The organism is Nonomuraea wenchangensis (genome assembly GCF_900111685.1).
Lineage (GTDB): Bacteria > Actinomycetota > Actinomycetes > Streptosporangiales > Streptosporangiaceae > Nonomuraea > Nonomuraea wenchangensis.
The window spans coordinates 285,551-303,153 of the sequence record NZ_FOHX01000007.1 but is presented as its reverse complement, the minus strand read 5'-3'; the positions used below and the strand labels follow the sequence as shown (position 1 = coordinate 303,153).

The window sequence follows — 17,603 nt, the reverse complement described above, 5'->3', positions numbered from 1 at the left end:
GAAAATGCGTTGCCGCCGCGCGGTCGTGGGCCGCACCCTTGAGCGGTGGCCATCCTGCGGGCGTCCCATCTGGTCAAGCGGTTCGGGCCGGTCACGGCCGTCCGCGACGTGAGCCTCACCGTCGGCGAGGGCGAGATCGTGGGTCTGCTCGGCCCCAACGGCGCCGGCAAGTCGACCACCCTCCACATGCTGCTGGGCCTCATCACTCCTGACGCGGGCAGCGTCGAGCTGTTCGGCATGGAGCTGGCCCGCCACCGCACCGAGGCGCTCAGCCGGCTCAACTTCGCCGCCAGCTACGTGGACCTGCCCGGGGTGCTGCGGGTGGGCGAGGTGCTGGACGCCTTCGCCCGCCTGTACGCCCTGCGCCGCCCGCGCGAGCGGGTCGCCGAGCTGGTCGAGCTGTTCGAGCTGGGCCCGTTCGTCAAGCGGCGGGTCATGGCGCTGTCGTCCGGGCAGCGCACCCGCGTGCAGCTCGCCAAGGCGCTGCTGAACGCGCCCCGGCTGCTGGTGCTGGACGAGCCGACGGCCAACCTCGACCCCGACGCCGGTGACCGCATACGCGGCCTGCTGACCCGGGTGGCCGCCGAGAACGGCAGCGCCATGCTCATCACCTCGCACAACATGCGCGAGGTGGAGCGCATGTGCGACCGGGTGCACTTCCTGTCGGGCGGGGTGATCGTGGCCGCGGGCAGCGCGGCGGAGCTGGCCGGGCACTACGGGGCCGAGGACCTGGAAGAGGTGTTCCTGAAGGTGGCCAGAGGATGAGCATGTCACAGGCTTCCACGCTGACGCTGCCGCCGCTCGGCCTCGCCGCCCGGCGCACCCGGGTCATGGGCGTGGTCCGGCGCGACTTCGCGGCGCTGCGGCGCAGCCCGGTCCGCGTCTTCGAGATCTTCTTCTGGCCCAGCGTGGAGCTGGTGCTGTGGGGGTTCATGACGCTGTTCCTGCGGGCGCAGCGGGTGCCGTTCGCGGTGACGTTCCTGCTGGGGGCGGTGCTGCTGTGGCAGGTGCTGCAGAAGGCCAGCAACGAGATCTCGATCGCCTTCCTGGAGGACATCTGGTCGCGAAACCTGCTGAACGTGCAGGTCAGCCCGCTGTCCAGCGCCGAGTACCTGGCCGGTCTCGTGCTGTTCTCGCTGGGCAAGGTGGTCTTCGCGCTGGCCGTGATGGCGGCGCTCGCCCTCGGCCTGTACGGCTTCGGCGTGACCACGATCGGCGTGGGGCTGGTGCCGTTCATGGGGGTGCTGCTCGTGCTCGGCTGGTCGCTCGGGCTGGTCGGCATCGCGGCGGTGCTCCGCTTCGGCGAGAACGCGCAGGTCATCGCCTGGTCCCTCGTGTTCATGGTGCAGCCGCTGGCCGGGATCTTCTACCCGGTGTCCGTGCTGCCCGCGCCGCTGCGGGCGGTGTCGGAGTTCCTGCCCGCCTCGCACGTGTTCGAGGGCATGCGCACGGTCCTGTCCGGCGGCCCGGTGCCGTGGGACCGGCTGGCCTGGGCGGCCGGGCTCGACGTGGTCTATCTGGCGGCCACGGTGGGGTTGTTCGCGTGGGCGCTCACGTACGCCCGGCGGCACGGGAAGCTGTCCCGCTTCGGCGAGTGAGCTCCGGCCCGGTGACGGCGGCCGTGATGACGTCGACCAGGCTTTCCACCACCTGGTCGCGGTCGAGGTCGGGCTGGTCCAGCCACCAGTCGCCGGTGGTCTGCACCATGCCGACGAAGGCGTGCCCGAGGACCTGCGCCCGCGCCGGGTCGGGCACCACCCCCTCGGCGGCGAGCACGCCGCCCAGCTCCTCGCCGAGGCTGCGGACGAGGGAGGTGACGCGGGAGCGGGCGCGGACGTCCTCGGCCCCGGCGCGGTGGAACAGGAAGCGGTAGAGGTTGAGGTTGGCGGAGACGAGGTCGAGGTAGGCGGTGATGGTGGCGCTCGCGCGGGCGCGCAGGTCTCCGCCTGCCTCGGCGAAGCGCGGCCGGAGCCGGGCGATCACGGTGCGCACGTGCCGGTCGGCGAGCGCCTCGTACAGGCCGCTCCGGTCGCCGAAGTGGCGGTAGAGGATGGGCTTGGTGACGCCCGCGGCGGCGGCGATGGCGGCCATCGACACGTCGGGGCCCTCGGCGGCGATGGCGCGGTCGGCGGCGTCGAGCAGCGCCCTGCGCCGGTCGGGGTCGCGTCCGCTCACGGGCCCAGGATAGATCGCCGGCCGCGCGGGAGGAGCGCCGAGAGCACGAGGACGACGCCGATGAGCGCGTAGAGGCCGGTGAGTCCGGCGATGGTGCCGGGCGGCTCGGCGGGCTCCGCCCAGGGGGCGGCGCCGGGCCGGGTCCAGGGCAGGCCGCCGGCGTACGGGAGGGTGGCCGCGGCCGCGATGGCGCCGGTGGAGTCGAGCGCGAACAGCGTGCCCGCCGCCGCGAGCGGCAGGCCGCAGGCGAGGGCCGCCGGGGGCCAGGCGGTGAGCATCGCGACGATCGCCGCGACGGCCAGGAGGCAGCCGAGGCCGACGGGTGACGGCCCGGCCGCCACCGTGCCCGCGCGCAGCGCCCGCGCGCCCGCCTCGGTGAGGTAGTAGACGGGGGCGAGGGCCGCCAGCCCGGCGACGGCGCCCAGCAGATGACGCAACCCACGGCTCACAGGGTCCAGTGTCCCCTGTTGGCCCGTCCTTTACTCGGCGTTGATCGGAAGAGGAGGGCCGGTCCCCTTTACGAAGTAGATTTCGGAAACGCCGCCAATTTACTGGAAAATGCTGGGACTGTTGGTACGCTCGCGCACATGAGTGACCGGCTGGACGAGCTCGAACGGCGCATCGACGAGCTGCGGGCCGGCGTGCGCAGGGCCATGCGCGCACGGGACGGCGGCGCCGCCCGCGGCCTGCGGGCCGAGCTGCGCGCCGCCGAGCGGGCCTGGGACGCCCTGGTGGGCGGCGAGCAGCCCGAGGAGCCCCCCGCGCGGACGGCCCCGCTGGTCACCGTGCGCGAGCAGGTGCACCAGGGGCTGCGGCTGCTCGGCGCGACCGCCCAGCCGCGGCTGGTGGTGGCGGTCAGCGAGGCGTTCCTCGGCGGCACGATCCGCAGCGCCCAGCTCACCAGCCTGCGCAGGGACGAGGAGCGTTCGTTCCGGTCCGCGCCGTACGGGCGCCCGTACTATCTGTGCGCCGCGCTGACCGACCGCCTCTCCCCCGCCCGCGGCCTGCTCACGCTGAGCGCCTGGCCGCTGGAGCGGCGCGTGGTCGGGCCGCTCAGCCCCCGCGTCGACTTCCTGACCTGCGCGATCGCCGTGGCCGGGCGCGAGCAGGGCGACCCGCGGGCGGCCCGGTTACTCCTGCGCATGGCCAGGAACATCCCCGGCGCCACCGACGGCTCGCTCGGCCCGCCCGACCCGGACCGGGTGATCGCGGCGGCCCGCGCCGAGCTGGCCGTGCACGCCCCGCGCGACACGCGCGACCGCGCGGAGCTGGCGCGACGCGCCGCGCGGCAGCTTGATGACGTCGCCCGCCTGTTCGGCGCCGCTACGCTGAGCACGATCAAGAAGGAGTACGCCACGTGAGCGGCTTGAAGCGCGAGGGCGACCCCGCGCACCGGCTCGACGCGCTGCGCGGCACCACGCCGCCGCGCCCCCACGACGCCCGCGCCATCGCGGCGCTCGCCGCCAACCCCGGCTGCGCCCGCCGCGCCCTCATGGACGGCGCCGGGCTCGACAAGGACGCCGCCGCCCGCCATCTCGGCTTCCCCGCGCCGTTCGGGCAGTCGCCGTTCGCGATCACCCGCGGCAACGCGTTCGAGGCGCTGGTCAAGGCCGACGGCTGCGCGGAGCTGCTGCGGATGCTGCGCGAGCTGCTGCGCCTGCCGGTCGCCGAGGTCGCCTACCACGACGTCGAGAACGTCGGCGAGAACGCCGACGCCCGGAGCGGCGCGCACCTGCGCCACGCCCACACCCGCTCCCTGATCGACCGGGCGGCGCGCGGCGAGGACGACGCGGGCACGCTCTACGACCATCCGCTGCTCGCCCTCACCATCGCCGGGCACACCGCGTTCCTGGAGCCCGACGTGGTGGCCTTCCAGCTCGGCGGACGCTTCCACATCGTGGAGATCAAGTCGTTCGCGGTGATCGACGGGCAGGCCGAGCCGTCGGCGGCGGCCGCGGCGGCCAGGCAGGCCGCGGTGTACGTCCTGGCGCTGCGCACCCTGCTGGAGGAGCTGGGCCACGACCCGCTGCGGGTCTCCCACGACGTGGTGCTGGTCTGCCCCGAGAACTTCGCCAACCGCCCGGTCGCCACCCTGGTGGACGTACGCCGCCAGCTCGCCGTGCTGCGCCGCCAGCTCGCCCGCATGACGACCCTCGACAGGCTGATGGCCGGCCTGCCCGAGGACCTCACCTTCGACCTGCGCCCCGGCGAGGACGGCCGGCCCACCCGGCCGGTCGCCGAGCTGGCCGACGCGGTGCGCAGGACCACCGCCCGCTACGCGCCGGACTGCCTGTCCACCTGCGACCTGTGCTTCTTCTGCCGGGACGAGGCCCGCCAGGAGGGCGCCTCCGACCTGCTCGGCCGTCAGGTGCGCGACGAGCTCGGCGGGGTGGCGTCCGTGGCCGAGGCCCTGGGCCTGGCCGACGGCAGCCGCGACCCGGCCGAGGGCCAGGAGGAGATCGCCCGGCTGCTGCGCAACGCCGAACGCCTGCGCAGGGAGTGCCTCGGGAGTGTGTGACAAGTGAGCCTGCTGACCTCGCTGGCCCGGCTGCGGGCCCTGGACGAGGGCATCGCCCAGCCGGTCGCGACCGTGCGGCACTGCCATCTGTCGGCGCGGCCGATGGTGTTCGTGCCGCTGCGGCTGTCCGGCGAGGCCGCCGCGCCGCTCGCCGCGATGCTCGGCGACGACCGCGACCGGCCGCGCCTGCTCGTGGTGCCCCAGCCGCGCAACCGTGACCTGCGCTTCGCGTGGGCGGCCGAGCTGGCCGGGGTGCTGCTGCCGTACGTGGAGAGCTTCACGGCCGACACCGAGACGGTCGAGCGGCGTGGCGGTGACCCGTACGAGCGGGCGCTCGACGCGCCGCAGCTCGTCGTGCCCAACACCGGCGGCGTGGCCTTCACCCGGCTGCTCGGCCGCTCCACCCGCTTCCGCCGCGCCGACGGGCCCTACCCGGTGCCGGAGTCGGTGCCGCTGCTCGGGCGGTGGCTGACGTACTTCGCCGAACGGGCCGCGTACCCGGGGTCGTCGCTCACACTGGCCGCGACCGAGGAGCTGGGCCGGCACTGGGCGAGCGGGCAGAGCGGGCTGGAGGACGGCAACCTCGCCTCCCTGGTCGCGTGGATCACCGAGGGGCCGCGCGAGGAGGCCGAGGACCCGCTGGTCTGGCCGCCCGCCGGTCCGGCGACGGACCCGGGGTTCGACGCGGAGGTGCTGGCCCCCGCCATCGACAGCGGCTCGGCCGAGCGGGTCACGGAGGCGCTGCGCACCCAGCTCGCGCCGACCTGGCGGCTGATGTGGCAGGCGCTCGACCTGCTGGCGGGGCTGGAGCCGGGGGCGAGCGTGGCGCAGCGGTGGGAGCAGGACCGGGCCTCGTTCAGCGCCATGGCCGAGAGCGTCGCGGAGGGCGGCCCGCCGCAGCCCCGCAGGGACGGCGCGGTGGCCGCCGCGGCCCGGCTGGCCCGCATGGAACGCGCCCAGGCCGCCTACGAGGTGCAGCGCGCCTACGACGACCCGCTGGTGATGGCCGAGTACCGCCTGACCGGCGAGGCGTTCGCCGGCGAGGTGGTGGAGACCGTCCCCGACAACGCCGAGGGCGAGGGCCGCTCGCGCAAGCTGCGTCCGCTGGTCGTGATCAAGACCGACGACCCGGTGCTGCTGCCGCCCGGCACGGCGCTCGGCACCCCGGAGCGCCGCGCCCAGGGCGGCGAGCTGGTCGAGGCGCACGAGGGCCTGGTCACCGTGAAGATCACCAAGGGCATGGGGAGGGGGAAGACGGCGGCTCCGGGGACGGTGCCCGACGTCGGCGAGCGGGTCTGCTACACCTCGCTCACCGGCGACTTCCAGGGCTCGCCAGGACTGCCCGACGCCGAGGCCACGCCGTGGACGCACGGCGGGCCGCCCCAGCAGTACGTGCCCGACGACGAGGACGCCCAGGAGGAGTGGTCGTGACCGCCGACCCAGGGACCGGCAGCCCGGAGCCCGGCCCGGAGCACAGCCCGGAGCAGGTCATCGCCGACGTGCTGGCCGACCTGCCCCGGCATCGGGGCGTGGTCGTGGACTCCCCGCCTGGCGCGGGCAAGTCCACGCTGGTGGTGCGCGCGGCGGCGCACCTGGCGGCCACCGGCGAGCCGCTGATGATCGTCGCCCAGACCAACGAGCAGGTCGACGACCTGGTGGTGCGCATCTGCGACAAGCACCCGCACCTGACGGTGGGGCGGCTGTCGGCCGGCGCGTACGCGCCCCCGCCGCGCCTGCTTGAGCTGGCCGGGGTCCGGGTCGGCACGCGGGTGCAGGACCTCGGCGATCCGGACATCGTCATCGCCACGGCCGACAAGTGGGCGTGGATCGGCGACAGGAAGTGGCCGTGGGCGATCGTGGACGAGGCCTACCAGATGCGCTCGGACAAGCTGCTGCGCATCGCGGGGCTGTTCGAGCGGGCGCTGTTCGTGGGCGATCCCGGGCAGCTCGACCCGTTCTCGATCGTCGACGGGGACCGCTGGTCGGGGCTGTCGTGGGATCCGCTGCAGAGCGCGGTGTCGGTGCTGCTGCGGCACAACCCGGACCTGCCGGTGCACCGGCTGCCGGTGTCGTGGCGGCTGCCGGCGACGGCCGCGCCGGTGGTGTCGCGGGCGTTCTACCCGTTCACCGGGTTCCGGTCCGGCACCGGGCCGGACGAGCGGCGCATGGAGCTGGTCACCGGCGGCCTCGGCACCCCGCACGACCGGGCGCTGGAGGAGGCGGCCCGCTCCGGGTGGGCGCTGCTGGAGCTGCCGGAACGGCACACCGTGCGCACCGACGGCGAGGCGGTGCGGGCGGTGGCGCTGCTGGCGGAGCGGCTGCTGCAGCGCGGCGCGGTGGCGGGCTCGGAGCAGGGCGAGCGGCCGGTCACCGCCGACCGGATCGCGGTCGGGGCCGCGCACCGCGACCAGGTGGCGGCGATCCGCGCGGCCGGCCTGCCGCCGGAGATCACCGTGGACACCGCCAACCGGCTCCAGGGCCGCGAGTACGACGTGACGATCGTGCTGCACCCGCTGTCGGGGCGGCGCGACGCGACGGCCTTCCACCTGGAGTCGGGGCGGCTGTGCGTGCTCGCCTCCCGGCACCGGCACGCCTGCGTGGTGGTCGCCAGGGCCGGGATCGCCGAGCTGCTGGACGCCCACCCGTCGGCCGAGCCGGTGCAGCTCGGCGTGCCGGTGAAGTTCCCCGACGGGTGGGAGGCGAACCAGGCGGTGCTGGAGCACCTGTCCCGGCACCGGGTCCGGGCGGACCGGGGCTAGAGCCTGCGGCGCCAGACGTCGATGGCCATCACGGGGCGCATGCCGGCCGACTCGTACAGGTCGAGCGCCGGGGTGGTGTTGTTGCTGTCCACGTGCAGGATCGTGCCCTTCCTGCCGCGGGCGGCGTCGGCGGCGAAGGCGTGCTGGAGCAGGAAGCGGCCGAGGCCCCGCCCGCGGAAGTCGGGCAGTACGGCGAGCGTGGCGACGTAGCCGCAGCCCTGGTCGGGCAGGAACTGGTCGCTGCCGATCATCACCCCGGCCGGGCGGCCGTCGATCCTGGCGAGGGCGAGCTGGCTCCAGTCGGTGGCGTTCTGGGCCTGGCGGCGCTCGTACCAGTGCTCGTAGGTGGCGGGGACGAACCCGAAGTGCTCGGCGAAGCCCTCCTGGTGGACGCGGTGCGCCTCGCGCCGCACCTCCTCGCTCTCCCCGGAGTGCAGCGTGAGCCCGGCGGGCGGGGCGGGCGGCTCGACGGGGCCGTCGAAGTCGATCCGCATGCGGTGGAAGCTGGTGCCCGGTTCGAAGCCGTGCTCCTTGGCGAGGGCCTGCTTGCCCCGGTCGGCGCGGTAGACGCCGATGTGGACGGTGACGCCGTCGTGGCCGCGCTCGGCGGCCAGCTCGCGGGCGCGGCCGAGGACCTTCTCCCAGAGGGGTGCGATCAGCTCCTCGGAGCCGGGCCGGACGATGACGTCCACGTCGACCAGGTCGCTGTCGCCGTTGGCGTAGGCCCAGGCGTTGGCGAGCAGGCGTCCGCCGGGCCCCTCGGCGACCCAGCCGTCGCGCTCGAGGTCGAAGCCGGGTTCGACGAGCTCGTCCTCGACGTCCTGGAGGGTCATGTCGGGCCCGCCGAGCACGGCGGTCTCGTACGCCGAGACGAGGTCGTAGAGGGCGGCCGCGTCGTCCGGGCGCGGTCGTCGGAAAGTGTGCATGGGGACAATTGTCGTCAAAACCCCCAGTGGGCACCTCTTCTTTTTTCGCCGAATAAACTGGACATCTCCTTACCGGCCGTCAAGTCGAAAATGGTGCACAGTGCGGGCAGACACACGGACCCGTATCCAGGAGGTCGCGCTGCGGCTCTTCACCGAGCAGGGGTACGAGGCGACCTCACTGCGGGAGATCGCCGAGGAGCTGGGCGTCACCAAGGCCGCGCTCTACTACCACTTCAAGACCAAGGACGACATCGTCGCGAGCCTGGTCGACCTGCGGGTGGCCGAGATCGAGGAGCTGGTGGAGTGGGCGCGGGCGCGCCCGAAGACGTCCGCGACCCGCCACGAGCTGCTGGAGCGCTACGCCGCGAACCTGACCAGGCCCAGCCACCTGGAGGTCACCCGGTTCCTGGAGCGCAACCAGACGGCGCTGCGCGAGCATCCGAAGCTCATCAAGATGCGTGAGGCGATGCTGGCGCTCAGGGCCGAGCTGAGCGAGCCTGGCGCGACGCCGGTGGAGCGGATCAGCCGGTCGCTGGCGCTGTTCGCGCTGCACGCGGGCAAGTGGATGACGGCGCAGGACGGCCTGACCGACGACGAGATCGCCGAGGCGTCCATGGAGGTGGCGCGGCGGCTCGCGGACATGTGACCACCGGGAAGGCCGGTTCTGCCGCCGACGATTGGGCTCCGCGATCTCGGGCAGAAGGTCGCCACGCGTTCCGCAGGGAGGGAGAAGTCGTGGAGGCCTCGATAGCGCTCCGGCTGCCAAGGGATGCCGCGAGCGTCCCGCTGATCAGGCAGATGCTGGACGGCACTTTGCGCTCGCTCGGCGTCGAGGGCGGGATCCGCGACGACATCGAGCTCATGCTCACCGAGGCCTGCTCCAACGTGATCCGGCACGCCGAGCCGAGCGACGACTACACCGTCAGCGCCACCGTCCACGACGACCGGTGCTTCATCCGGGTCGTCGACAACGGGCACGGCTTCGACCCCGACAAGCTGGAGGAGCCCAAGCCGGGGGCCGAGCACGGGCGCGGGCTGATGATCATGCGGGCGCTCGCCGACGACATCCGCTTCACCAGCAAACGCGAGAACGGGGCGATGGTGTGCCTGGAGAAGCGCCTCCGGTACGCGCCCGGGGCCGCCGGGCCCCACCTGATGTCCGCCAACCACCGCTCCTCCTCCGCCTCCCACTGACCCCTGCCCCCTGACACGGGGGCTTTATGGGCGGCCGTACATTCTCATTCTCGATAGTGATAACGTGTGGGATGTGAGGACATCCCCAGAGCGCTGGGCGCAGCTGGCGCTGCACCCCGTGCGCATCCGCATCCTGCGCGCCGCGGCCGGCGCCCGCCGCACGTCGTCCGACCTGGCGGGCCTGCTGCCCGACGTGCCGCAGGCGACGCTGTACCGGCACATCGCCACGCTGGCGCAGGCCGGTCTGCTGCAGGTGGTGGAGGAGCGCAAGGTCGGCGGCGCGACGGAGCGGGTGTACGCGGTGCCGGAAGGCGGGGTCGCCCCCTCCCCCGAAGCGCTGGCCTCGGCCTCCCCCGAGGAGCACGAGCGCTACTTCACCGCGTTCGTGGCCAGCCTGCTGTCGGAGTTCTCGCGCTACCTCGCCAGGGAGCACATCGACCTGGCGGCCGACGGCGTCGGCTACCAGCAGGTCGTGCTGCACCTGGACGACGAGGAGTTCGTACGTTTCGCGCAGGGTTTCGCCGGCCTCGTCCAGCCCCTGCTCGCCAACCAGCCGGGGCCGGGGCGCACACCCCGGCTGCTGGCGACGATGTTGCTCCCCCTGACGGAAGAAGGTTGAGGCATGGCGACGGTCATCATCGACGGCGGTTCGATCATCGTGGAGTTCGGTCCATGGGAGCGGTTCTTCGCCGGCCGCGCCCGGCACGTCATCCCCCTGGCGGCCGTGCGGGAGGCGGTCGCCACCGGACAGCCGCTGCGCGTCCCGCGCGGCGCGCGCAGCGGGCTGGCCGTGTCCGGCCACACCAAGATCGGCGTCTGGGGCCTCTACGGCGGCCCCAGGCAACTGGTCTCGGTCAACCGCCACCTGCCCGGCCTGCGGCTGATGCTGGACCGCGCGGGCTCGGGCGGCGAGTTCGACGAGGTCGTGATCTCGGTCCCCGGCGCCGACCGGCTCGCCGAGACCATCAGAGCGACGGCCGCATGAGCGGCGTCGAGGTCCGGGGCCTGACCAAGAGGTACGGCACGCTCACCGCCGTCGACGATCTCAGCTTCACCGTCAGGCCGGGAGCGGTCACCGCCTTCCTCGGCCCCAACGGCGCCGGCAAGACCACGACCATGCGCATGATGGTCGGCCACGTCGCGCCCACCTCGGGCGGCGTGACGATCGGCGGGCGGCGCTACCGCGACCTGCCGCGCCCGACCACCGTCGTGGGGGCGGCCTTCGACGGCGCCGCCTTCCATCCGCGGCACTCGGCCAGGAACCATCTGAGGATCTACGCGGCGATGGGCGGGCATCCGGGCCGCCGGGTCGAGGAGCTGCTCGGCCTGCTCGGCCTGGCGGCGGCGGGCGACCGCGCGACGGGCACCTACTCCACCGGCATGCGGCAGCGGCTCAGCCTGGCCACCGCCCTGCTGGGCGACCCCGGCGTCCTGCTCCTGGACGAGCCGGGCAACGGCCTGGACCCCGAGGGCACGGCCTGGCTGCGCGCGTTCCTGCGGGAGCTGGCCGGGGAGGGCCGCGCCGTGCTGGTCTCCAGCCACGCGCTGGGCGAGGTCCAGCAGGTCGCCGACGACGTCGTGGTCATCCGGCGGGGGCGGCTGGTGGCCGCCGGAGCCCTGGGCGAGCTCGCCGGTGCGGCGCACGTCGTACGGGTGAGCAGCCCCGACGCGGACCGGCTCGCCCGCGTCCTCGCGCCCGCCGCCCGAGCGATCGACCTCGACGGGCCCCACGACCTGCGGGTGCACGGGCTGGAGCCGGCCCGGATCGCCGACCTGGCCGCGGCGCACGAGCTGCGCGTCCACGGCTTGGCCGCCGACCGGCCCAGCCTGGAAGAGCTCTTCCTGGACCTGACCGGCGAACGGACGGACGCATGAGACCCCTGATCCACGCGGAGCTCCGCAGGCTGCTCGCCACCCGGATGTGGCTCGGCACCCTGCTCGTCGCCGCCCTCCTCGGCGGCGGCCTCATCGGGCTGCTGGCGCTCGTCGGGCCGGAGAACTTCGACCCTCCGATGCCGGGGCTGCACACCGAGGCAGGCGTACGGGCCGTCCTCGGCTTTCTCGGGTTCACCGCCTTCGTCCCGGCCGCCGTCGGCACCCTGGCCCTGACCTCGGAGTACCGGCACCGCACGATCACGGTCACGTTCCTGTACGCGCCGGACCGCTGGCGGGTGCTGGCCGCCAAGCTCGTCACGTACGGGCTGGCCGGCGTGGTCTACGGGCTCGTCCTGTCGGGCACCGCCGCCGTGTCGCTGTTCGGTGCCGCCGCGGCGCGCGGCGTCACCCTGGGCCTGCCCGCGGGGACCGTCGTCGAGCTCCTGGCCCGCCTGGGGGTCGCGATGGCCGCCTACATGGTGCTCGGCGTCGGCATGGGCGCGCTGATCCGCCACCAGGTCGCGGCGTTGTGCGTGGTGGTCGGCTACTTGTACGGGGCGGAGCTGCTCCTCGTCATGATCCCGGGCGTCCGCCACCTCTATCCCCTGCTGCCGGGCGGCGCGACCGCGGCGCTCACCGACTTCACCGCCGTGGCCGACGCCCTGGCCCAGCAGTTGTCCAGCGAGCCCGTCCGCCTGCTGTCCCCCCTGGCCGGAGCGCTGGTCCTGCTCGGCTACACGGCGCTGGCGAGTACGGCCGCGCTGCTCAGACCCCTGCGCCGCGACGTCGCCTGACCTCCAGGGGGTAGTGGCGGCGCAGGCGCGGGGTGCGGCCGCTCAGCTCGCCGCGCCGCCGCTCGGGGACGCTCTCGCCGCTCAGCTTCACCGTCAGCCGGCGCTCCCGCCCCGTCAGGCGCCGCCACAGCCGCGGCCAGGGGAGCATGGAGCCGGCCATGAACACGAACGCCGCCAGGGCGATCACGGCGATGACGGCGATCGCGCCGGCGAGGAGCAGCAGCACGACCAGCAGGGACCCGATGGCGCCGAGCACGTCCAACATCTGGCGGAAAGTTCCCGATCATCAGCCGGTTATGCCACATCATGCGGATACAACGCACTTACTCGACGCGAGAGCAGGGCGCGCTCAGTCCGCGACCAGCCCAGAATGGTCGAGCCGGCCCGGCAGCAGGTCGAGCCGGCGCAGGATGACGCCCTCGCGCAGCGCCCACGGGCACACCTCCAGGCTGTCCACCTCGAACAGGTCCATGGCCGCGTCCGCGACCAGCGCCCCCGCCGCGAGCTGCGCCGCCCGCCCCTCGGACACGCCGGAGAGCCGCGCCCGCTCGGCCGTGGTCATGCCGGCGAGCTTGGTCACCCAGTCGGCCGTGTCCTGCCGGGTGAGCCGGCGGAGCACGTACAGGCCGTCGCTGGTGGGCGCGGCCCCGGCGATCCTGGCGAGCTGCTTGAAGGTCTTGGAGGTGGCGACGGCGCGGTCGGGCCGGCCGTAGCGGGCGACGGAGCCGACGGTGCGGGCGATCTCGGTGCGTACGTGCCGCCGCAGCCTGCGCACCTCGTCGGCGGACGGCGGGTCGGCGGTGAACCAGTCGCGGGTCAGCCGCCCGGCCCCCAGCGGCAGCGAGGCGGCCACGTCGGGCTCCTCGTCCACGCCGGCCGCGATCTCCAGCGAGCCGCCGCCGATGTCGAAGGCGAGCAGCCGCCCCGACGACCAGCCGAACCACCGGCGCACGGCGAGGAAGGTCAGCCGGGCCTCGTCCCGCCCGGCCAGCACCTCGATGTGCACGCCGCAGCCGTTCTCGACGCGCGACAGCACCTCCTCGCCGTTGGCCGCCTCGCGCACGGCGGAGGTGGCGAAGGCGAGCAGGTCCTCCACGCCCTTGTCCTCCGCCAGCTCGACGGCCTCCGTGACGAACGCGCACAGCCGCTCGACGCCCCGCTCGGCGAGCCGGTTGTCCTCGCCGAGGTACTCCGTCAGGCGCAGCTCCTCCTTGTGCGAGTACGCGGGGATGGGCCGGGCGCCGCGGTGGGCGTCCACGACGAGGAGATGCACCGTGTTCGAGCCGATGTCCAGCACGCCGAGTCGCATGGGAAAACGCTACCGTTCTGCGGGATTCACGGCATAACGCAAGGGGTGACCAGCGGCGGCCGCGTGATCGGGGGCATGGCGTAAGGGCTACCCTTCCTTACTGGTATGACACGTTTGGGGGGACTTTGAGCGCTTGCTGTGGCCCGAGCAGGGAGGGCGCCGCCACGCCGCAGCCGCGGCCGGCCGTCCTGACCGCGCGGCGGTCGGCGCCGCCGCGCGGCATGGTACGCGTCCCGGGCGGCACGTTCCTCATGGGCGGCGACGACTGGGACGCCCGCCCCGAGGACGGGGAGGGACCGGTCCGCGAGGTGCGGCTGGACCCGTTCATGATCGATCCGACGTGTGTGACGAACGCCCAGTTCGCCACCTTCGTCAAGGAGACGGGCTACGTCACCGAGGCCGAGCGGATCGGCTGGTCGTTCGTGTTCCGCCAGTTCGCCCGCGCGGGCGTCATCGATGCGACCGTGCCCGGCGCGTCCTGGTGGGCGGGCGTCGAGGGGGCCGCCTGGCGCACCCCTGAGGGGCCGGGCTCGTCGATCGGCGCCCGGCAGAACCATCCCGTCGTGCACGTCTCGTGGAACGACGCGAACGCCTACGCCGAGTGGGCGGGCAAGCGGCTGCCCACCGAGGCCGAGTGGGAGATGGCCGCCCGCGGCGGGCTGGAGCGCAAGCGATTCCCGTGGGGCGACGAGCTGGCGCCGAACGGGCGGCAGCGGTGCAACATCTGGCAGGGCCACTTCCCCACCGCGCCGAGCAAGGGGACGATGCCGGTCAAGTCGTTCCAGCCGAACGGCTACGGGCTCTACAACGTCGCCGGGAACGTGTGGGAGTGGACCGCCGACTGGTGGGGCACGGCGTGGGAGCCGTACGCGGAGAACCCGGCCGGGCCGGACGAGGGCACGGCCAAGGTGATCCGCGGCGGGTCTTACATGTGCCACGACTCCTACTGCAACCGCTACCGGGTGGCCGCGCGGACCTCCAACACCCCCGACTCGGCGACCGGGCACACCGGTTTCCGCTGTGCGGCCATACTCTGATCGCATGTCTCGAACCCTGCGACTGTTGATCACCGGCGGCGGCACCGGAGGTCACACCTACCCGGCCCTGACGACGCTGTCCGCCTTCCAGCGCCGTGGGGTGCCGCACGACGTGCTCTGGGTCGGCACCGCGAGCGGCCTGGAGGCCAGGATCACGGCCGAGCACGGCATCCCGTTCAAGGCGATCACGACCGGCAAGCTGCGCCGCCGTCCCAACCTCCGGGAGCTGGGCACCAACATCGCGGACGTGTTCCGCATCCCGGTCGGGGTGTTCCAGGCGATCGGGCACGCGGCCCGCTACCTTCCCGACGTGGTGCTGTCGACCGGGGGTTACGTGGCGGTGCCCATCGGCGTGGCGGCCAAGCTGATCCGCCGCCCGCTCGTCATGCACGAGCAGACGACCGTCGTGGGGCTGGCCAACCGGATCCTGTCGCGCCTCGCCACCCGGATCGCGCTGTCGCACGAGTCGTCGCTGGAGCACCTGCCCGCCTCCGCCCGCGCCAAGGCCGTGGTGACCGGCAACCCGGTGCGGCCGGAGCTGCTGGCAGGCAACCGGGCGGCGGCCTACGACCTGTTCGGGCTGACGTTCGAGGTGCCGCTCATCTACGTGACCGGCGGCGCGCAGGGCAGCAAGCAGATCAACACGCTCATCGCCGAGATCCTGCCGCGGCTGCTGCCGCACGCGCAGGTCGTGCACCAGTGCGGGCCCAACTGGATCGAGCAGATGCGCGCGGTGCCGGTGCCCGCCGAGCTGGCCGACCGCTACCACCCCGTGCCGTACGTGGGGGCCGAGCTGGCCGACCTGTTCGCCGCGGCCGACGTGGTGATCGCGCGCAGCGGCGCGGGGACGGTGTCGGAGCTGACCGCGATCGGCAAGCCCGCCGTGCTGATCCCGCTCATCCCGACGGGCGGCGACGAGCAGCGCAAGAACGCCGGCTACCTGGCCTCGGCGGGGGCGGCGCGGGCGCTGCTGGAGCCGCGGCCGTCGGCCGACCAGCTCCTGGCGGAGCTGATGCCGCTGCTGGCCGATCCCGGGCTGCGCGCCGCGATGGGGCAGGCGGCGGCCAAGCTGGGCCGCGTGGACGCCGCGGACGCCCTGTGCGACCTGCTGCTGCAGGTGGCCCACACGGGAGCCCCCGGTGTGGGTCAGGGCTCGCCCGGGGCTCCCGGCACCTCTTTCGGCGCTCCCGGGTCCAGGTAGCGGAATGCCTCGCGGGCGGAGCTCACGCTCCGCCTGAGCGCCTGCTCCAGCCGGTCGGCGTCGGCCGCCAGCCGGTCCAGCTCGGGCACCGCGAAGCCGTCCGCGCCGGTCTCGGCCACGAGCTCCTCGTACTGGTGCAGCCGCCCGCGCAGCTCCTCGATCTGCTCGTGGGCGTGGTAGGCGCGCTCGGCCTCGGTGACGTTGGCGGCGTAGCGTTCCAGCGCCTCGACGCGGGCGAGCACGGCGTCCTCGCTGCCGTCGAGCGCGCGGGCCAGCGGCTCGGCGACGGCCTCGACCTCGGGCGTGAGGCCGCGCGAGACGGTCTCGCGGTGCTTGGTGCGCAGCGCCGACAGCTTGGCCAGCAGGCGGGCGATCTCCCACTCCTCGGCGGGCAGCATCACCGCGTTGCGGGCGTCGTCCAGCAGGCCCTCGGCGTTGACGCGGGAGCCGGTGACGGTGGCGACGGCCCGCTGCGCGCGGGCCAGCAGCCGCCGGGCGGACTCGTCGAGGTCGTCGAGGAGCACGTAGCGGCCCTCGTGCCAGCGGAGCAGCTCGTACGTCGCGCGCTCGGTGTCGTCCTCGTCCTCCCCGGACAGGTCCTGGCGGGCGAACAGCCCGATCACCAGGGGGAGGCCGAACAGCAGGAGCATGAACACGACCCCTCTGACCCCCGCCCCGAGGCCGAGCACCAGCCCGAAGAAGACCACTCCGGCAAGGATCCCCACCATGCCGCGGCTCGCGCCCGGCGAGGCGCGGCGCGACTGCGGCGCCCAGCCCTGGCGCATCTTGACCAGCACGCGCCGGGACTGCCTCAGCACCTGCGCGTCGTCCGGTGGTATCTGGGGATCGACCACCATATCCGCCACAAATTCGGATCCTAAGCCAAATCACCCCCCAAGATGGCGAAAAGCCTCGTGAGCCGAGCTGACGCTGTCGCGTAACGCCTGCTCAAGGCGGCCGGCCTCCTCGGACAATCCGTCGAGCTCCGGGACGGCCGCGCCGTCGGCGCCCGACTCCACGAGCAGCTCCTCGTAACGGGGCAGGCGGGCGCTGAGCCGCTCGATCTGCCGCCGGGCGCGGTAGGCGCGCTCGGCGTCGGCGACGTGCCCCGCGTAACGTTCCAGCGCCTCGACGCGGGCGAGCACCGCGGCCTCGCTGCTGTCGAGGGCCTCGGCGAGCGGCCCGGCCACGGCGGCCACCTCCGGCGTCACCCCCTCGGCGATCACCTCCTGGTGCTCGGCGCGCAGCGCCGACAGTTTGGCCAGCAGGCGGGCGATCTCCCACTCCTGCGCGGGCAGCATGACGGCGTTGCGCACGTCGTCCAGCAGGCCCTCGGCGTTGATCCGGGAGGCCATGACCTGCTCGACGGCCGTTCCCGCGCGGGCCAGCAGGGCGCGGGCGGGCTCGTCGAGCTGCTCGTCCAGGACGTAGCGGCCCTCGTGGCCGCGGGCGTGCTGGTGGACCTCGCGTTCGAGGGCGCGGCGGCGCTCGGTCGCGGCGTCGGTACGCGGCCGAAGCAGCACGGCGACGGTCAGCACGGCAGCGCCCGTCATGGTCATCGCGAAGGACGTGTAGCGCCCGGCGGCGAACAGGGCCAGGCCGTACAGGGCGAGCACCGCCGCGACCACGCCGGCGCCGACGCTCACGGCCAGGCCGAGCGTGGGGTCGGCGCCCTTGGGCGGGGGCCGCCAGCCCCCGTGGACGCGGGCCAGCAGGGCGTGGTTGGCGCGCAGCAGGTCGGCGACCTCGCGGGAGAGCGCGGGATCGACCACGACCTTCCCGTGGCGGCCGGGCAGGATGTCGGTCATGGGGGCG

General features: G+C 74.0%; 21 protein-coding genes. 14 read left to right on the top strand and 7 right to left on the bottom strand.

Annotated elements, in window-relative coordinates; all coding sequences use genetic code 11:
* Positions 1-45: 45 nt before the first annotated feature.
* The gene (locus BMW85_RS23005) at positions 46-765 is read left to right on the top strand and encodes an ABC transporter ATP-binding protein (RefSeq protein ID WP_091084815.1); all 720 of its coding nucleotides are present in this window, start codon (positions 46-48) and stop codon (positions 763-765) included.
* A complete protein-coding gene (locus BMW85_RS23000; protein WP_091084812.1) occupies positions 762-1,598 on the top strand; it encodes an ABC transporter permease in 837 nt (278 codons plus the stop codon). The genes BMW85_RS23005 and BMW85_RS23000 overlap by 4 nt, the downstream gene beginning before the upstream one ends.
* Here the strand turns inward: BMW85_RS23000 and BMW85_RS22995 are convergent.
* Positions 1,552-2,175, bottom strand: coding sequence for a TetR family transcriptional regulator (locus BMW85_RS22995; RefSeq protein WP_091084810.1), 624 nt, complete (start codon positions 2,173-2,175; stop codon positions 1,552-1,554). The genes BMW85_RS23000 and BMW85_RS22995 overlap by 47 nt on opposite strands.
* Positions 2,172-2,624 carry a hypothetical protein gene (locus BMW85_RS52015; RefSeq protein WP_143082371.1) on the bottom strand — a complete coding sequence of 151 codons (453 nt, stop codon included), beginning with the start codon at positions 2,622-2,624 and terminating at the stop codon, positions 2,172-2,174. The genes BMW85_RS22995 and BMW85_RS52015 overlap by 4 nt, the downstream gene beginning before the upstream one ends.
* Before the next feature lie 138 nt (positions 2,625-2,762).
* Between BMW85_RS52015 and BMW85_RS22985 the strand changes: the two genes are divergently transcribed.
* From BMW85_RS22985 to BMW85_RS22970, 4 genes are read left to right on the top strand one after another with little or no spacing between them, the layout of a single operon-like run.
* Positions 2,763-3,536 (top strand): hypothetical protein, encoded by a 774-nt coding sequence (locus BMW85_RS22985; protein ID WP_091084804.1) that lies wholly within the window; start codon positions 2,763-2,765, stop codon positions 3,534-3,536.
* Complete coding sequence (locus BMW85_RS22980) at positions 3,533-4,693, top strand: hypothetical protein (protein WP_091084802.1); 1,161 nt, start codon at positions 3,533-3,535, stop codon at positions 4,691-4,693. Before BMW85_RS22985 ends, BMW85_RS22980 begins: the two co-directional genes overlap by 4 nt.
* Before the next feature lie 3 nt (positions 4,694-4,696).
* Positions 4,697-6,124, top strand: a complete 1,428-nt coding sequence (locus tag BMW85_RS22975; RefSeq protein WP_091084799.1) for a hypothetical protein — start codon at positions 4,697-4,699, stop codon at positions 6,122-6,124.
* Positions 6,121-7,452, top strand: coding sequence for an AAA family ATPase (locus BMW85_RS22970; RefSeq protein WP_091085344.1), 1,332 nt, complete (start codon positions 6,121-6,123; stop codon positions 7,450-7,452). The genes BMW85_RS22975 and BMW85_RS22970 overlap by 4 nt, the downstream gene beginning before the upstream one ends.
* On the opposite strand, the gene BMW85_RS22965 is transcribed toward BMW85_RS22970, so the two are convergent.
* Positions 7,449-8,378, bottom strand: a complete 930-nt coding sequence (locus tag BMW85_RS22965) for a GNAT family N-acetyltransferase (protein WP_091084797.1) — start codon at positions 8,376-8,378, stop codon at positions 7,449-7,451. The genes BMW85_RS22970 and BMW85_RS22965 overlap by 4 nt on opposite strands.
* A gap of 100 nt (positions 8,379-8,478) precedes the next feature.
* Between BMW85_RS22965 and BMW85_RS22960 the strand changes: the two genes are divergently transcribed.
* The 6 genes from BMW85_RS22960 (at position 8,479) to BMW85_RS22935 (ending at position 12,241) form a co-directional block, all read left to right on the top strand.
* Complete coding sequence (locus tag BMW85_RS22960; protein ID WP_091084795.1) at positions 8,479-9,024, top strand: TetR/AcrR family transcriptional regulator; 546 nt, start codon at positions 8,479-8,481, stop codon at positions 9,022-9,024.
* Positions 9,025-9,113: 89 nt separating this feature from the next.
* Positions 9,114-9,572 carry an ATP-binding protein gene (locus tag BMW85_RS22955; protein WP_091084793.1) on the top strand — a complete coding sequence of 153 codons (459 nt, stop codon included), beginning with the start codon at positions 9,114-9,116 and terminating at the stop codon, positions 9,570-9,572.
* Between the two features lie 73 nt (positions 9,573-9,645).
* Positions 9,646-10,191 (top strand): helix-turn-helix domain-containing protein, encoded by a 546-nt coding sequence (locus tag BMW85_RS22950; protein ID WP_091084790.1) that lies wholly within the window; start codon positions 9,646-9,648, stop codon positions 10,189-10,191.
* 3 nt (positions 10,192-10,194) lie between these two features.
* On the top strand, positions 10,195-10,557 hold the full coding sequence (locus BMW85_RS22945; protein WP_091084787.1) for a hypothetical protein: 363 nt from the start codon (positions 10,195-10,197) through the stop codon (positions 10,555-10,557).
* Complete coding sequence (locus tag BMW85_RS22940; RefSeq protein WP_091084784.1) at positions 10,554-11,447, top strand: ABC transporter ATP-binding protein; 894 nt, start codon at positions 10,554-10,556, stop codon at positions 11,445-11,447. Before BMW85_RS22945 ends, BMW85_RS22940 begins: the two co-directional genes overlap by 4 nt.
* Positions 11,444-12,241, top strand: coding sequence for an ABC transporter permease (locus tag BMW85_RS22935; RefSeq protein ID WP_091084783.1), 798 nt, complete (start codon positions 11,444-11,446; stop codon positions 12,239-12,241). The genes BMW85_RS22940 and BMW85_RS22935 overlap by 4 nt, the downstream gene beginning before the upstream one ends.
* Here BMW85_RS22935 and BMW85_RS22930 read toward each other — a convergent pair.
* Both BMW85_RS22930 and BMW85_RS22925 read right to left on the bottom strand, forming a co-directional pair.
* On the bottom strand, positions 12,213-12,506 hold the full coding sequence (locus tag BMW85_RS22930; RefSeq protein ID WP_091084780.1) for a hypothetical protein: 294 nt from the start codon (positions 12,504-12,506) through the stop codon (positions 12,213-12,215). The genes BMW85_RS22935 and BMW85_RS22930 overlap by 29 nt on opposite strands.
* 84 nt (positions 12,507-12,590) lie before the next feature.
* Positions 12,591-13,550, bottom strand: coding sequence for a Ppx/GppA family phosphatase (locus BMW85_RS22925; RefSeq protein WP_091084778.1), 960 nt, complete (start codon positions 13,548-13,550; stop codon positions 12,591-12,593).
* Positions 13,551-13,771: 221 nt separating this feature from the next.
* Here BMW85_RS22925 and BMW85_RS22920 point away from each other — a divergent pair, with 221 nt between their 5' ends.
* Both BMW85_RS22920 and BMW85_RS22915 read left to right on the top strand, forming a co-directional pair.
* On the top strand, positions 13,772-14,587 hold the full coding sequence (locus BMW85_RS22920; protein ID WP_177240852.1) for a formylglycine-generating enzyme family protein: 816 nt from the start codon (positions 13,772-13,774) through the stop codon (positions 14,585-14,587).
* A 4-nt stretch (positions 14,588-14,591) separates the two neighbouring features.
* On the top strand, positions 14,592-15,788 hold the full coding sequence (locus BMW85_RS22915; RefSeq protein WP_091084745.1) for a UDP-N-acetylglucosamine--N-acetylmuramyl-(pentapeptide) pyrophosphoryl-undecaprenol N-acetylglucosamine transferase: 1,197 nt from the start codon (positions 14,592-14,594) through the stop codon (positions 15,786-15,788).
* Here the strand turns inward: BMW85_RS22915 and BMW85_RS22910 are convergent.
* On the bottom strand, positions 15,734-16,645 hold the full coding sequence (locus BMW85_RS22910; RefSeq protein ID WP_091084743.1) for a hypothetical protein: 912 nt from the start codon (positions 16,643-16,645) through the stop codon (positions 15,734-15,736). The genes BMW85_RS22915 and BMW85_RS22910 overlap by 55 nt on opposite strands.
* A gap of 30 nt (positions 16,646-16,675) precedes the next feature.
* Complete coding sequence (locus BMW85_RS22905; protein WP_091084740.1) at positions 16,676-17,596, bottom strand: hypothetical protein; 921 nt, start codon at positions 17,594-17,596, stop codon at positions 16,676-16,678.
* Positions 17,597-17,603: the final 7 nt, after the last annotated feature.